The sequence below is a fragment of the Nostoc sp. genome (assembly GCF_036917375.1).
Taxonomy (GTDB): Bacteria; Cyanobacteriota; Cyanobacteriia; order Cyanobacteriales; family Nostocaceae; genus Nostoc.
In genome coordinates this window covers 1-15,223 of record NZ_JBALDN010000023.1, presented here as the reverse complement: position 1 = coordinate 15,223, position 15,223 = coordinate 1, and the positions used below count along the sequence as shown (strand labels likewise).

The window sequence follows — 15,223 nt, the reverse complement described above, 5'->3', positions numbered from 1 at the left end:
CTTAGTTAATTTCAGCACTAATACCATCCAATTTTCTTTTGAAAAACATCTGTAAAAGGATCGAGTAATACTCTAATTCGTAATCAGGACACACATAAACAGGAGTCAGAATATCAGAATTAGTGAATATTCCACCCATAAAAGAATGTTTAAACCTTGTTTCGCCTACAAGAAGAGAAGTGTCTTGCTGAATTGGGTTATGTTCACATTAAAACAGACGCGATCTAGTCACGTCTGTAAACTGTTTGGCGGATTTGCTGAGATTAATTGTTCTGAAGTTACATTGTTGTTTTAGTTACTTATTCGGAGAATTCTTCATCATTTTGAACAGTGCTGTCTTCTACTGCTACCAGATTTTCTGGCGGGCGATCGTGGTTAAGTTGGTTTAGTAATGCCAATACTTTATTACCGCGTTCTATAGAGCGATCTTCGAGAAATATCACTTCTGGTGTACGACGCAGCCGTACACGCGCCCCAAGTTCGCTGCGGACATAACCTGTGGCCGACTTTAAGCCTGCCATTGTTTCTACCTTAGCTTCATCTGTACCATAGATGCTGACGTAGATTTTGGCGTGTTGGAGATCGCCGGAAACATCAACATCAGTAACACTGACCATTCCAGTACCCACACGGTCATCCTTAATTCCGTTAAGCAGCATTTGGCTAACTTCCCGTTTGATCAGTTCAGCAACGCGGGAAACCCGACGATTTGTAGCCATAAAAATTTCGCCTCATCACAGAGGTTGTACGACAAAAATAGATGCAGAATAGACAGTACTTAGCGGGAGCAACGCCAACAACCGTCTATGGGGCACAGCCCCGATATAACACTAGTCTAGATTGGACTCAAGCCCAACATTGCCCGTAGGGTGAAAGTAAGGAAGACTAAGCCGCTCACAAATAACCCCAAGATAGCGATCGAGGTGACAGGGCGTTTCAACAATGGCACTAATGGCGCAAAGGTGTTCAGAAACAAGCCTAAGACGATCGTAATTAAGTACCGGGGGTAGCGAAAGACGTTATCCCAAAATCCGTCAAACATCTGAATGTAAACTGCCTTGTTATATACTTACGTTTGTTTTGATATGCTTTATCTACTTAATTGTAATATATGCGGCTGGAAAATTAGCCAGTTAATCTAAAATTTGGCTTGTCGGTTATATTAGCTTTATTTAGTCATAATTATTTTCAGTTAAATTGTAAGTAAATGGTAATTCAAGTCTCGAAGGAAACTAGCCCGCGTCCATTTTTGAAGTGGGCAGGGGGTAAAAGTCGGTTGATACAGCAATATATTCCTTATTTTCCCAAGAGTTATAAAAATTACTATGAGCCATTTTTAGGTGGTGGTGCTGTTTTTTTCTATCTCCAACCAAGTGCAGCTATTTTAACTGATATTAATGCCGAATTAATTAACACTTATTGTTGTGTTAGAGATCGTGTTGAAGAATTAATTTCTCTATTAAAAGAGCATAAAAATCGACATAATAAAGATTATTACTATAGTGTCAGAAACAACTCTAGTGGTACTGATATAGAGAAAGCTGCTCGTCTAATTTATCTTAATAAGACTTGTTTTAATGGTCTTTACCGAGTTAATTCACAAGGAAAATTCAATGTGCCATTAGGCAAATATGATAATCCTAATATTTGTGCTGAGGTTTTACTAAAAGCAGCCTCCGAAGCACTTTATCATGCAGAAATTAAACAAGCAGATTTTACAGAAGTCCTAAATCATGCGACTAGCTGTGATGACTTTGTATTTTTCGATCCGCCCTACCATCCTATCAGTGATACTAGCTATTTCACTGCTTATAGTCAAAATTGTTTTAGTCAAAAAGACCAAGAACTTTTAAGAGATACTTGTGCAGAATTAGCAAGTCGTGGTGTCAAAGTTATGGTATGCAATTCTGATAGTGAATTTATTCAAAAAATTTATACTGATATCAATTTTGAAACCTATAAAATTAAAGCAGCGCGCTCAATTAACTCAAAAATCAAAAATAGAGGTGTTATTAATGAACTATTAATTACATCTTTTAAAGATTTTTATTTGCCCAAGCAATGAATCTATCTAAGCTATAAACTGCTAATAAATTATGGTTATCATTAACTCTTGCTTTCAGCCATTTGCTTGCGCCTTCTCGCATACCTTCACCGCCTAAAATTACGATGGTTGGTGCCGGGTAATAGTGCTGAATATTCATGTTTAGGTAAGGAAACTTTTCATCAACCGAACCGGGGCTTTCTTGCCATTTGCACTCGAAAATTAAACCAGATGGCATTGCAGATGAGCCGACAACATAAAAATCAACTTTCAGATAGGTATGATAAATTCCAGTTCCAATATAAACTTCTTTGCCATAACGTTTTGGCAATAAAGTAGCATTTAATATAAATTCTTTTTGGACATAGTTCCCTACTTGGAAATAATTATGCCCATGCAAGATCGCTTCTACATTTGCTTCTAAAATATTCCCAGACTTATTTGCCCGTCCACCTTGAGTCAGAGCCATCCTAAATCCCTCTGCCAAAAGTCCTGCTTATTATAGGATTTCACAGAAGCAGGAAAAAATGGTCAGTTGCTTAATATGAATTTTTGATCTTGGCTAAATGTAGTTGGATTAATAGGTAAAAAATCCAAATTTATTGGTATTTTTGTACTAGACAAATACAAATGTATTAATAATTTGGCTAAGGAACGAGTTACTAATTCAGATAATAGTTAAAATTATGGATTTATCTTTAGTCTCAAAGAGGAACTATTGCAAGCGACTACGCCATTTTTCTGGGTCGTGGGAACAGTGGAAAACAGCGTAGATAATAATCTCCTGTTCATTAAACTCGTAAAAAACGACGTAGAGAAAACGCCTAATTGTAGTGCGGCGATAGGTTTCATGAACAATCTGGTATGTGTTGGGGTGACGCTAAATCAAATTTAGGCAGGTATCAATACAGCGTAGGAACTTAGCGCCTAACCCAAATTCGTGCCCCTTTTACCAATCATAAGCCTCAATAATGTCTAGTTCTGCGGCTATAAGGATAGTTAACTTGTCTAGCTATGACGTTTAGAAATTCTAGCTTTTACGTCTTCAACAACCTCTGTAATAACTGAAATTTAGCTTGGATAAATTTTAGTTATTTCGCCTTGACTTCAACCTGTCTGAGCTTCAGTATGACCGTTGCGGATAGACCATGCGATTTCTAAAAGTTGAGTCCAGCGCTTTTGTAACTGTTTGGGGGTGCATTTGATGGCTTTGGCGATCGCAACGTCGTTTTCCCGTGCAGTTTTTAACTGTAGTATTTGCTGTTGCTGTTCTGTGAGTTGATTTACAAAGATTTCCCACTGCTGCGAAGATAAACCCAATTTTTGCTCTAAACCTGCGCCTAACCATTGATGTACCAATTGCCAATGGTGTTGTTTAGCAAACTTTTCTACGTGGTATTTAAACCGTTGTTGGAGATAATCGCGCTGACGGCTGGTTAAACCGAGAATTTGGTCAATTTCTGGCGCTGAAAGGTCTTGAAGTTTCAAGCTGAGGTAGTTCATACAATCAGATTGACCTTGAGACTCCAGGTATTTCATCAATTCAGCGATGACGCGATCGCGTTCTGATTCTTCAGATGGATCGAAATTAGTTTGAGCAATCATTTGCGATCGCAGCTGTTGCACCGCCGAGTTACGCTGGTAAGATTCTGCTTCTTCACCCTTAGCAGACTCTACCGCCATTTCAATATCTACGGTAGTTTCTTGGGGCTGACGACGAGCAAAACCTTGGGCGCGCAAGATAATCAATTGCTGATTTGCACCACCAGGTAAATTGATCCGGCGTTTGGCATACTGTTCTGTAAAAGCCATGTATTCAGCTAATTGCAGCTGAGTACGCGGCGTATGATTCTCTGGTAATTCGTTTTCTCTACGGAAAGCTTTAATCGCTTCGATATAAAATGCTTGTAAAAAATCTTCAATCAGGCTGTAACGAGCATCAAAGCCCAACTCTGAACCAGACATAGTTACATGACGGTAAACCATAGCACCCAAATTGCTATGTAATTCCACCCGCCCTTGTTTGGAACCTAGTTGGTAGTAACGTAAGCATTTTTGCATCCGATGCCTTCCCAAAGTCATCTGCCAGGACTTGATTTCCCCAGATGTTTGAATGCGGGAGCTTTTATCGCAAATGCGTTCTACTTCTACGGCTATGCGCTTTGCTAAAGCTTCTACACACTTGGGTGTTGCTTTCACTTGCGCTTGCATTTCCTCAGACAGCAATTGAATCAAGCGATCGCTGCTGCTGCTATTTGAAAATTCTTCTGTCGAAACGTGGTTCTCAAAAATTGGTGTAGAGTTTGGTAGATTGACGACGTTAGCTTTCATGACTTTTCCAGTAGTATTGCACCGTAATTACAACGCAGACACAGCAATCAAGACCGTCCAAGGCTTGTGAATTTTTAGGCATTCATTCATCAAGACTTGCCGTATATAATGCTCACATCTAAAGCTCATATATCAAAACTATAGGAAATACGAAAGAGTTACAGTTATGGCAATGTGTCGGTTTTCTTCACAAGCCATCATCTCAACGCTGGCACACGAGTACCTGCCATTTTCTCAAAGTTGTCAAATACCTTACTGTGCCAAGTTTTGCCACCATCCTCTTATAACGACTGCCTCACCGAACAGCCCATCCTAGACATCGCTTCTAAATATGACAATTTTAAAACTGGAGTTATTTTTATCACAATTTCCGAAACGGAAAGGTGCGCCTGTGAAGTGGAATTTTTATACCCATGCTGCTGCTGCTTCCCAACCTAAACCCCTCCGTATAATTGCTGCTTCGTCTCCGGTCATATCCAAGATGGTAGATACTTCAAATGTAGGTTCCTCGCCAGTGTCTACAATTATGTCTACCAACTTGTCCAAACGATCGAATAGCTCTACCCGCGACTGAATCGTTTCAGGATCTATCCGAATCATGCCATTATCTGCTTCATCTGGTGGCAGATGTGCTGAAGTTGAAATAATCGGATTGCCCAAGGCTGCCAGCAACTCCAAACACACAGTATGGTTTGGTACTCTAATTCCAGTAGTTTTCCGCTTGGGGCTTTGCACCAATCGCGGTACTAACTTCGTAGCTGGGAGCAAAAACGTGTATGGCCCTGGAATCAGGCGTTTCATAATCCGATAGGCTGTGTCACTTACGAAGGCATAAGTTGCCACATTTGAAAGCGAGGGACATAAAAATGTCAATGGTTTATCGTTTGCTAGCTGTTTAATTTGCCGCACTCGTTCTACCGCCGACTTGGCATTCAAATCACAACCGATCGCATAGACTGTATCAGTAGGGTAAAGCATGACTGCGCCACTAGAGAGCGCCGACTTTATTTCCTCTATTCGGCGAAGTTGAGGATTATCCGGATGAACTGGGAAAATTTTTGCCATAGGACGGGGAGGGGGAGTAGGGGAGCAGCACTTCGGCTACGCTCAGTGACCGAGGAGCAGGGGAGCAGGGGAGCAGGGGAGGAAGAACTATTAATTATTGATCAATTCCCAATGCCCAATGCCCCATGACTAATGACTAATAACTAATGACAAATTTATTATGAATAAAATCGCTTATCTTCAATGTCCGACAGGAATTTCTGGTGATATGTGCCTGGGTGCTTTGGTAAGTTTGGGTGTTCCTGTGGAGTATTTAATTGAAAAACTTAATGGATTGGGTATTGAACAGGAATATCAGTTAAGGGCAGAACTTGTCCAACGGAATGGTCAACAGGCGACTAAAGTCTATGTGGATTTAGTACACGATCGCCATCATCACCATCACCACGATGGCGAACACAGTCACCATCACACACGCCACTTGCCAGAAATAGAGCAGATGATTCTCAAAGCGGGGTTGCCATCAAGGGCAGAAGCTTGGAGTTTGGCGGTATTCCGACAGCTAGCGGTGGCTGAAGGGGCGGTGCATGGCATTGCACCTGAAAAAGTTCATTTTCATGAGGTGGGTGCTATAGATGCGATCGTAGATATTGTGGGTACTTGCTTGGGGTTGGATTGGTTGGGGATTGAGAGCAATGAAGAAGGATTACCCCTACTTTACTGCTCGGCGTTCCCGACTGGTGGCGGCACTGTTCGGGCTGCACATGGTCAGATGGCAGTACCAGTCCCAGCGGTATTAAAGCTGTGGGAAATGCGGGGTTGTCCGGTTTATAGCAATGGCATTGACAGAGAATTAGTAACACCAACAGGAGCCGCGATCGCCACTACTTTGGCAAGAGATTTTGGTTCACCACCTGCGATCGCTATCAAGCAGATAGGACTGGGAGCGGGAACCATAAATTTACCCATTCCCAATATTTTACGCCTCTGGTTGGGTGAAAGCGCAAGTTTACAGTCAAATTTCAGTGATTCTGAAGAAACTAGCTCAAATTTGGAAACCATCTCGGTATTAGAAACCCAAATTGATGATTTAAGCCCACAAGCGATCGGCTATACGTTTGAGGCGTTGTTTGCGGCTGGTGCGCTGGATGTTTTTACCCAAGCGATCGGTATGAAAAAGTCCCGTCCGGGAATTTTGCTAACTGTGATTTGTCATCCAGAAAATTTACTCAGTTGTGAAGCCGTTATATTTCGGGAAACTACAACTTTGGGTATTCGGCGAACAACTCAGCAACGCGCCATTTTACAACGGGAAATTCAACAAGTGGAAACGGAATATGGCAAAGTGCGTGTCAAGGTAGCATGGAAAGGGCGATCGCCAGAAAAAGTTATTGCAAATGTGCAACCAGAATATGAAGATTGTGCAGACTTAGCCCGAAAACATAATATTCCCTGGCGCGAAATTCAGCGGTTGGCACTACAGCGTTGGTATTCAGTCAACAGTTAATTCCTCGTTCCTCGTTCCCAGTCTCCGACTGGGAATGCCCTCCTCAAGGCTCCGCCTTCTCTCACACATCAATCAACTCTACCTGTAATAAACCTATTTGCCCCATATAATTGCGGCAACTAGAATACCTCCAATGCACGGGATCATCCACATAACCACGCCTGACTGGATTGTTGTGAATATAATCTAACTTTTGTGTAAACATCTCCTCATCTAGAATCACCTGCGGATGAAAACCTTCTTGCCAAAGCTGATATTCTTGTTTTGTCTTATGTTTTAATTTATAAAGCTCAAGCTGATTAAGTATGTAATTAGAATTATTTTTCTCAAGTAAGTCAATAATAGAACGAGCCGTAAATGATTTAAAATTTCCTATTTCTTTAGATAAACTGGCGGCAGAAGCGATTAGATGGAGATGATTTTCCATAATTACGTGACCGTACAACGTTAAACGCTGCTGACGTTGCAGAAAATTGAGGGAATCTAAAATAATTTGTGTAAATTCAACTTTGCCGAATAGTGGTATCCAATTTATAACTGTGCAGGTGAGGAAATGTGGCTGGGTTCCTAGTACGTGGTAGCGGCTGCGTCCCATGATGTTATTAAGATTAGAGGCGGAGCCTCTAGGATGGCATTCCCAGTCAGAGACTGGGAACGAGGGAATTGACTAAGTTAGAGCTTTCATCAAATATTGTGTCAATGTAAACGCATCTACACCTAATTCGGTACGCTCTTGAGCGGCTATTATACCTGCTTGTGAATGCCACCATGCAGCAGTTGCCACAATATCTTCTACGAGAATCTGTTTAGTTGCTGCTTGCGCTAACAGTCCACCCAGTAACCCAGTTAACACGTCGCCGCTACCACCACGCGCTAAGGCGGGTGTGCTTTCAGGAACAATCCAAACAGCACCTTGAGGGTTGGCGATCGCAGTTCTTGCCCCTTTCAACAACACTATCGCCTCACTTTGGGCGGCAGCTTCTTGTACTGCTTTCACTCTGTCATGTTTGGCATCAGCGACATCAGGAAACAACCGTTCAAATTCGCCAGTGTGGGGCGTGAGTACGGTTACTGCTTGGCGTTTTTTTAATGTGGCGATCGCTCCCATTTGTGCCAAGATATTTAAACCATCGGCATCGAGAAGCAAAGGGCGTTTGCTGTCGATCGCTTCTTGGACAATAGGAGTAGCATCTCGTGTTAAACCGGGGCCACAAGCGATCGCATTAAAGGAACTCAGATCGGTATTTTCTGGTAGTTGTAGGTGGGCGATCGCTCCAGTTTCCGTCTCTGGGCAACCGACAATTAAGGCTTCTGGCAAGTGTGACACCAAAAGAGGTTTTAGGGATTCGGGTACGGCAATCGAAAGCATCCCGACACCACTAGCCCTAGCACCCAAACCAGTTAAAATTGCCCCACCTGCATAGCGCCGCGAACCGCAAATCAGCAGTAAATGTCCTTCTTTATATTTGTGAGTAACTGCTGGACGGGGTAAAGGTAAAGTAGCAAGTGCCTTTGCTCGTGTAATCCGTTTAATTTTAGGTGCATCTTTGAGAACAGCTTCTACATCAGCTAAAGGAATATCGAAATCGATTAACTCAGCTTTACCAAGATATTCCAACGCTCGATCTTGGAAGAAAGCGAGTTTCCATAAACCTAAGCAAAATGTGTGAGTGGCGCGAATGGCAGTTCCCAATACAACGCCAGTGTCGGTGTGTAAACCTGAAGGTAAATCGATACTATAAATCGGTATAGATAATTCATTTAGCTGATTAATTGCAGAGGCAATGGGATCGGTTAGGTTTCTTTCTAAACCAAATCCAAACAAGCCATCAATCAACAAATCAGAATCTGGCAGTTGTTCAATTGTTTGATAAATTGGAATGCCCAAACTCTGGGCATATTGCAAGTGCTGCGAAGTTAATTCTTTAAGCTTAGAAAAAGGAGAATAAATCCAAACCTCATACCCGCGAAAGTATAATTCACGCGCTACGACTAAAGCATCGCCACCATTATGACCGGGGCCGACAAGAATTCCCACACGAGATCCCCTTAACAAAGGGGTGTTTGCAGGAATCTCTGGAATGCGACGAGCAATTAATCCCGCCACCTTTTCCATCAAAGCAACTACAGGCATTCCCACTACAAAGATCCGCTTTTCAATATCGCGCATCTGCCCAGCAGTCACTACCACTTGCGAAATTTTTTCTTGCCTATCTTGCATCAGTCTTGAGTGGTGAGTTATGAGTTTCAGGGTAACTGAAAGTTTAGCAAAAGTGACTCATATTCCACTCAAAAAAGTTACAAACCGATTTCCACATCTTCAAGGATGCCAAGTGCATCGGGGATGAGGACAGCTGCGGAGTAGTAGGCTGTAACGAGGTAGGAGATAATGGCCTTTTCGCTGATGCCCATGAATCGGACAGACAAGCTGGGTTGGTATTCATCGGGGATACCAGTTTGATGTAAGCCAATGACACCCTGATCTTTCTCACCAGTGCGGAGTATAAGGATAGAACTAGTCTGGTTCTTAGTAATCGGAATCTTGTCACAGGGAAAAATCGGTACATTGCGCCACGTGATTATTTTGCTCCCATCCATGTCGATGGTGTCTGGATAGATACCTCGACGGTTGCACTGGCGACCGAAGGCTGCAATCGTGCGGGGATGAGCTAAGAAGAACCTCGACTTCCGCCGACGGGTGACTAATTCATCCAGGTCATCGGGAGTGGGGGGGCCACTGCGGGTGTAGATGCGCTGTTTGAGGTCGGCGTTGTGCAACAATCCAAATTCGCGGTTGTTGATCAACTCGTATTCTTGACGTTCCCGCAATGCCTCAATCGTCAGCCGCAATTGTTCTTCCGTCTGGTTGTACGGTTGATTGTACAGATCCGCAACACGAGTATTCACTCGCAACATAGTCTGAGCAATGCTTAACTGATATTCGCGGGGTGAGAGTTCGTAGTCAACAAATGTTCCTGGTAATGTCGTCTCTGTGCTATGACTGGTTGACAACGCGATCGCAGCTTCCCCGTACTTGTTTTGTGGAAGTTCTGCGCGAGTCCTAAATTGCTCAACTTGAGCCTGCAAGGCCTGCGACTGGTTGAGCAGTTCTCGAAATGCCTGTTGTGGTAGCGCTAATACCGTGCATCGGGTCACAGCTTTGACCGTGAACTTCCAATTGCTTTCTGATTCCGCTAACAGATTGCCAAAATAATCACCGTCAGCTAGCGTATCCAATAGAGGCTGCTCGTCATACTTGCCAATACCAATCTTGTTCGCTTTACCATGTGCGATCAAGAAAAGCTGATTGGCTGGCTGACCTGACTGGACTATGATATCGTCAGGTGCGAACTCCTGCTGAACAAACCGACTTGCTAACGCCCTCAGCACCTCGATGTCGTCAAACCCTCGCAGCAACGGCAACTCACCAAGTTCCTGGGGAATCACCTGTACCTCGGCTCCGGTGTTGGAGAAACTCAACCGCCCATCACCCACGGTATAAGTCAACCGACGGTTCAGCCGATAAGTCCCACCCTTCGTTTCCACCCACGGCAACATCTTCAACAACCATCGTGAGGTAATTTCCTGTGTCTGCGGTGCAGATTTGGTGGTCGTGGATAAATTACGCGCAGCATCTTTACTCAAACTCAGTTGAGGTTGTCCACTCTCAACATTTAAATTTGATTCAATAAAATCCGTCATCACCTCATCCTCTAGTTACTAATAAAAGTGCCATTCAGTGCTGAGTGCTGAGTTCCAAGTGCTGAGTTAAAAGACCGCCCATTTTCTTGCAGGGTATCAACAGTCAGCCCTAATTTTGACTCACTCAGCACTCAATACTCAGCACTCAGCACTCCTGATATTTAGCGCCCGATTTCAACATCTTCGAGGATGCCAAGTGCGTCAGGAGTGAGGACGGCTGCGGAGTAGTAAGCGGTGACGAGATAGGAAATAATCGCCTTTTCGCTGATGCCCATGAATCGAACAGACAAGCTGGGTTGGTATTCATCGGGGATACCAGTTTGATGTAAGCCGATTACCCCTTGTTTTTCTACACCAGTGCGGAGCAAAAGGATAGAACTGGTGCGGTTATTGGTGATGGGGATCTTGTTGGAAGGAAAGATGGGTACGCCGCGCCAAGATGTGACCTGAACGCCATTCACATCTACGCTTTGTGGATAGAGACCCAGGCGGTTGGCCTCACGACCGAAGGCAGCGATCGTGCGGGGGTGAGCTAGGAAGAATCCCGGCTCCTTCCATACTGTCGCCAACAGTTCGTCCAAGTCATCGGGGGTAGGTGCGCCGCTACTGCTGTAGATCCTTTGTTTGAGGTCAGCGTTGTGCAGTAACCCGAATTCGCGGTTGTTGAGCAACTCGTGTTCTTGACGTTCCCGCAATGCCTCAATAGTCAGCCGCAGTTGTTCTTCTGTCTGATTGTACGGTTCATTGTACAGATCGGCTACCCGCGTACTTACTCGCAACACCGTTTGAGCAATGCTCAACTCATATTCTCTGGGTGTGAGTTCGTAATCGGCGAAGGTTCCGGGCAACTCAGCCTCTTGGGGATGATCGGCTGCCAGTTCAATAGCAGCTTCACCTTGGGGAGTCTGTGGCTGGTTTAGGCGGGTGCGGAACTGTTCAACATGAGTTCGCAACGGCTCAGACTGAGCGATCGCCCTCTCAAACGCCGCTTGGGGTAGCGACAAAACGATGGTTCTGGTAATCGCCTTGAGGGTGTACTGCCAAGTATCATCGGATTCCACCACAGTTTCATCACCGAAATGATCGCCGTCAGCTAGCACATCGTACACAATTTGCTCGCCATACTTGCCAACACCAATTTTGTTTACCTTGCCACGAGCAATCAGAATCACGCGATCGGCAGGCTGGCCAAGTTCAACGATTACATCATCTGGAGCATACTCCTGCTGAACAAACTGGTTTGCCAACCCGATCAATACATCAAGGTTGTTAAATCCTCGCAGCAAGGGCAACTCAGTCAGTTCCAGAGGAATCACCTGCACCGTTGCTCCGGTGTTGGTGAAAGTCACCCGTCCATCACCCACGGAATAACTCAACCGACGGTTGACTCGATAAGCACCACCTTTTGTCTGCACCCACGGCAACAGTTTCAATAACCACCGCGATGTAATTTCCTGAGTTTGCGGTGCAGATTTGGCCGTTGTCGCCAAATTACGCGCTGCGGCTGTACTTAAAGTTAACTGGGGCTGCTGATCTTCTACCAAATTGGGGTCGTTAGAATATGTCACAACTTAATCCTCCACTTTTTAGTTACTAAAAAAACCGATCTCACGCGATCGCATACTGATACCAATTTGAAAAATGATTGCGACAAATGGAAAACTGAAACACTTATCCAATGGACGTTTCACAATCCAAAATCTCAAATCGTTCGACTGAGCGTAGTCGTTCGCGTAGCGTTCCGCAGGAAAGTCTAAAATCCAAAATGGTATGACCTTGAATTAACTCACCGACAAAAAACCTAACTTCATTGACCGAGTAATGACTTGAGGCTCCCCTGACCGATCGACGATCCAATACGCCTAGCTGAAGTCCCCAGTCCTCTAGGTCCGCTAAGTAGCCGCCCTGCTAACGAATTACGCAATTCAAATTCCTTATAGCGGTCTACTGTTATATGCCACTTGAGGACGCCGCACATCCACTGCTCTAGTTTCTTGACGTATCCGAGCAGTTTCTCGCGGGTACTTGCATCCAGGTTGAAATCGTCGAAAAGGACTGGCAGTTCGGTGGCGACGATGAGTTGAAACTGGAGCGCCCGAGCAGTCATCAGGTTGTTGACAACTTCAACGGCCTGTGGTTTACCGCAGTTGAGGAAATTCTGAACGACCAGCACGCAGTTATGGATTTCGCCCTCGAATTCGATTTCTTTCTGATAGGAGAAGATATCGTTGGTAAAACAGGCGAAGTCGGCGGCGGAATTATCAAGCGATCGCATTGTTCGGGTGCGGTAAATCTCCTGCGGGATCTCGTTGCCCTGAGCCAGTCGCGACAGACTCATTGTCAGATCCGAGCCAAAGGTCTTACGGCGCATTTCAATATAATCTATCGGGTCGGGAATCCGATTTTGGATCTGGTTGGCGAGTTCCCACACCCAACTGTCAGTCATATCCTGGATTGCGCGGCGGAACTGAGTCCGCGCGTTTACGGACATGGGACCAGCTGTGCGAGACCAAATATCTGCCAAGCCGGCTTCTACCGGATTGGTTGGAACCTCAGTTGGAGTGGAGTCATCCAGAGGCATAAACGCTGATAGTCGGGCATTGAACACTTTCGCACCAGCCATGTTGCGGTTATTCCCGTAGAGTGCCGGGAAGTAATCGTCGGCATAGGTTCCCCAAACAAGCCAGCACGCGGTCAGATTCAGCTCAGGACCAGACCCATTCGGATGGATCAACGCACCGCAAAGGGCTACGTCGGCAACATCAAACTTGTGGTCATCCCAGATGACGGCATCAGGAATTCCAGGTAGTGATTCCAGCATCCCCATCTCGCGCGCCCATTCCTTGGAATGCTTCCGCGCAGCGTTCAGATGGGGATTCAAGCTTGTAGTGAAGGGCATGTAAAACTTTGGCAGTGTCACTGGCCCGACAGCCTGGTATGGAACGTGAGTAAAGCTCTTGAACCTTCCCAAACCCAAGGCAGCGTATAGCGATTGAATACGCGCAGCCGATGTGCCTAGCCCTGTGGGGCCTCCCAAAACCGTAGATGTTGGAGAATTGTCTCCTCCCTTGTTCATATAGCGGCTCGATCGCATGTGCCACTCATGACCGCCCGATTGCCAGTCCTGGAGTCCTTTGATGTAAAGGAGAACATTCACACGAGCCACTGGGTCTAGTCCATACTCCTCAAACAGGGGGGGCAACTCAGTAACGGCAGTGTTATCAAACTGGTATAACCGCGAAGTTAACAGTTCATTAGTAAGGTTAGCCGCCTCCTGAGTACTGACATTTAAAAAGCGCTCCAAGACCAGCACGCAGTTGGCGTTTTCACCTTCATCCTCCACTTCTCTCTGGTAGGAAAATAAGTCGTTGCGAAGATGCACTCCATCGGCAAATGTATCCTTGAGGATACGCATTGGCCGAGTTGAGGCAATTTCGGCCGGAATCTCTATAAACACGGCGTGTTCGACGAGATCCGCTGACCACGGAGCGCCGCCAACCTTACGGCGCATCTCGATGTATTCAATGGGGTTGGCGACTCGATCTTGGTTGATATTGGCGAGTTCCCACAGAGACTCTTCTAAGAGGTTCTTGGTACTCTCGAAGAATCGAAGTCGCCAGTCCACAGATTTAGTAAAGGCGGTACGAGACCACAGATCGGCCAAGCCGCGCTCTACTGGGTTGGTAGGTACTGGGGGGGTTTCGGTGGGGTAAATTGGCATGAACATTGGTAGTCTGCCGAGATACTCCTTTGCCCCAGCCATGTCTTGGGTACGCTTATAGATTTCAAGAAAGTGATCGTCGAAGAAGAACACCCAAACATACCAGTCGGTCACTAGGTCAAGCTCCGTTCCTGGTGCATCTGGATGGGTATACGAGCAAAGCAAGGCGTAGTCGTGAGCATCGAATGTGCGCTCGTCCCAGATAACCGAGCTTTGTGCTTCCTCTTCTGAGCCAAGTATCCCCATTTCGTAGGCCCACGCTTTGGAATGGACTCGTGCCGCTTCCAGGTTTGGGTTCAGCCGTGCGGGCCAAGGCGTGTAAAATTCTGGCAGTTCAAAGGGTTGCATGATCTGCGCTAAACCTCCTCTGGGGTCTTCTTGCTATCTTTGTTTCGTGGCCAATCTGAGCATCGTTGCAGTTCACAAGTATCATCACTACCCAGCTAGATTCCCACATCTGGTTTGCTCGTGGTGGCTCGTTTCAAGCCGATAATATTAAGATGCTCATAATCTAAATAACGAACTATGTACGTTTTATTTGAAGTTGTTGGCAAATAAATTTTTAATGCTGGATCGTGGTGCTCTCATAATTTTTCATAGTTGTAAATAAAAAGCAATCCGTAGATTCAAGCCATTAAGCAAATAGTTAAATCAAAAATTGAAGAATTAAAAGACAGTTAAGACAGTTAAGCAGATAATTAAATCAAAAATTGACGAATTAGAAGACAGTTAAGACAGTTAAGCAGATAGTTAAAAGATTTAAGATAGTTATTAAAGAAAAAATACTAATTGTTAATTTTTTGCAACGAATGTCCATTACTGGAGTTTAGACTAAATCGTCGAAATCAAAGAAAAAAGAGGAGGTCTGATTGAACACAGGCCCCCTTTTGACAGAAGGTGAGAGAAAAACCAC

At 44.9% G+C, this 15,223-nt stretch carries 12 protein-coding genes; 2 read left to right on the top strand and 10 right to left on the bottom strand.

What is annotated here, in order from left to right; all coding sequences use genetic code 11:
• Positions 1-299: 299 nt before the first annotated feature.
• A complete protein-coding gene (gene rbfA, locus V7K45_RS05470) occupies positions 300-719 on the bottom strand; it encodes a 30S ribosome-binding factor RbfA (protein ID WP_099099512.1) in 420 nt (139 codons plus the stop codon).
• Positions 720-835: 116 nt separating this feature from the next.
• Positions 836-1,042: a DUF751 family protein gene (locus V7K45_RS05465; RefSeq protein WP_335001152.1), complete on the bottom strand. Its 207-nt coding sequence runs from the start codon at positions 1,040-1,042 to the stop codon at positions 836-838.
• A gap of 165 nt (positions 1,043-1,207) precedes the next feature.
• On the opposite strand from V7K45_RS05465, the gene V7K45_RS05460 reads away from it, so the two are divergent.
• Positions 1,208-2,065, top strand: coding sequence for a DNA adenine methylase (locus V7K45_RS05460; RefSeq protein ID WP_335001150.1), 858 nt, complete (start codon positions 1,208-1,210; stop codon positions 2,063-2,065).
• Here the strand turns inward: V7K45_RS05460 and V7K45_RS05455 are convergent.
• The 3 genes from V7K45_RS05455 to V7K45_RS05445 form a co-directional block, all read right to left on the bottom strand.
• Positions 2,037-2,513, bottom strand: coding sequence for a PD-(D/E)XK nuclease superfamily protein (locus V7K45_RS05455; RefSeq protein ID WP_322682323.1), 477 nt, complete (start codon positions 2,511-2,513; stop codon positions 2,037-2,039). The two genes, V7K45_RS05460 and V7K45_RS05455, sit on opposite strands and share 29 nt — an antisense overlap.
• Positions 2,514-3,151: 638 nt before the next feature.
• Complete coding sequence (locus tag V7K45_RS05450) at positions 3,152-4,375, bottom strand: HetZ-related protein (protein ID WP_335001146.1); 1,224 nt, start codon at positions 4,373-4,375, stop codon at positions 3,152-3,154.
• Between the two features lie 405 nt (positions 4,376-4,780).
• On the bottom strand, positions 4,781-5,440 hold the full coding sequence (locus tag V7K45_RS05445; protein WP_335001144.1) for an L-threonylcarbamoyladenylate synthase: 660 nt from the start codon (positions 5,438-5,440) through the stop codon (positions 4,781-4,783).
• A 160-nt stretch (positions 5,441-5,600) separates the two neighbouring features.
• On the opposite strand from V7K45_RS05445, the gene larC reads away from it, so the two are divergent.
• Positions 5,601-6,887: a nickel pincer cofactor biosynthesis protein LarC gene (gene larC, locus V7K45_RS05440; RefSeq protein ID WP_335001141.1), complete on the top strand. Its 1,287-nt coding sequence runs from the start codon at positions 5,601-5,603 to the stop codon at positions 6,885-6,887.
• Between the two features lie 61 nt (positions 6,888-6,948).
• Here the strand turns inward: larC and V7K45_RS05435 are convergent, their stop codons facing one another.
• From V7K45_RS05435 to V7K45_RS05415, 5 genes are all read right to left on the bottom strand, one after another.
• Complete coding sequence (locus tag V7K45_RS05435) at positions 6,949-7,482, bottom strand: REP-associated tyrosine transposase (protein ID WP_335001139.1); 534 nt, start codon at positions 7,480-7,482, stop codon at positions 6,949-6,951.
• Positions 7,483-7,554: 72 nt separating this feature from the next.
• Positions 7,555-9,108 carry an NAD(P)H-hydrate dehydratase gene (locus V7K45_RS05430; RefSeq protein ID WP_335001137.1) on the bottom strand — a complete coding sequence of 518 codons (1,554 nt, stop codon included), beginning with the start codon at positions 9,106-9,108 and terminating at the stop codon, positions 7,555-7,557.
• A 77-nt stretch (positions 9,109-9,185) separates the two neighbouring features.
• Positions 9,186-10,589 carry a family 2B encapsulin nanocompartment shell protein gene (locus tag V7K45_RS05425; RefSeq protein WP_335001135.1) on the bottom strand — a complete coding sequence of 468 codons (1,404 nt, stop codon included), beginning with the start codon at positions 10,587-10,589 and terminating at the stop codon, positions 9,186-9,188.
• Positions 10,590-10,750: 161 nt separating this feature from the next.
• Complete coding sequence (locus V7K45_RS05420; protein WP_335001134.1) at positions 10,751-12,157, bottom strand: family 2B encapsulin nanocompartment shell protein; 1,407 nt, start codon at positions 12,155-12,157, stop codon at positions 10,751-10,753.
• A 239-nt stretch (positions 12,158-12,396) separates the two neighbouring features.
• Positions 12,397-14,658, bottom strand: coding sequence for a family 2 encapsulin nanocompartment cargo protein terpene cyclase (locus V7K45_RS05415; RefSeq protein ID WP_335001133.1), 2,262 nt, complete (start codon positions 14,656-14,658; stop codon positions 12,397-12,399).
• Positions 14,659-15,223 lie beyond the last annotated feature (565 nt).

Coding starts and splice junctions, on each gene's coding strand:
- rbfA (WP_099099512.1), bottom strand. CDS start 719: ATGGCTACAAATCGTCGGGTTTCCCGCGTTGCTGAACTGATCAAACGG.
- V7K45_RS05465 (WP_335001152.1), bottom strand. CDS start 1,042: ATGTTTGACGGATTTTGGGATAACGTCTTTCGCTACCCCCGGTACTTA.
- V7K45_RS05460 (WP_335001150.1), top strand. CDS start 1,208: ATGGTAATTCAAGTCTCGAAGGAAACTAGCCCGCGTCCATTTTTGAAG.
- V7K45_RS05455 (WP_322682323.1), bottom strand. CDS start 2,513: ATGGCTCTGACTCAAGGTGGACGGGCAAATAAGTCTGGGAATATTTTA.
- V7K45_RS05450 (WP_335001146.1), bottom strand. CDS start 4,375: ATGAAAGCTAACGTCGTCAATCTACCAAACTCTACACCAATTTTTGAG.
- V7K45_RS05445 (WP_335001144.1), bottom strand. CDS start 5,440: ATGGCAAAAATTTTCCCAGTTCATCCGGATAATCCTCAACTTCGCCGA.
- larC (WP_335001141.1), top strand. CDS start 5,601: ATGAATAAAATCGCTTATCTTCAATGTCCGACAGGAATTTCTGGTGAT.
- V7K45_RS05435 (WP_335001139.1), bottom strand. CDS start 7,482: ATGGGACGCAGCCGCTACCACGTACTAGGAACCCAGCCACATTTCCTC.
- V7K45_RS05430 (WP_335001137.1), bottom strand. CDS start 9,108: ATGCAAGATAGGCAAGAAAAAATTTCGCAAGTGGTAGTGACTGCTGGG.
- V7K45_RS05425 (WP_335001135.1), bottom strand. CDS start 10,589: ATGACGGATTTTATTGAATCAAATTTAAATGTTGAGAGTGGACAACCT.
- V7K45_RS05415 (WP_335001133.1), bottom strand. CDS start 14,658: ATGCAACCCTTTGAACTGCCAGAATTTTACACGCCTTGGCCCGCACGG.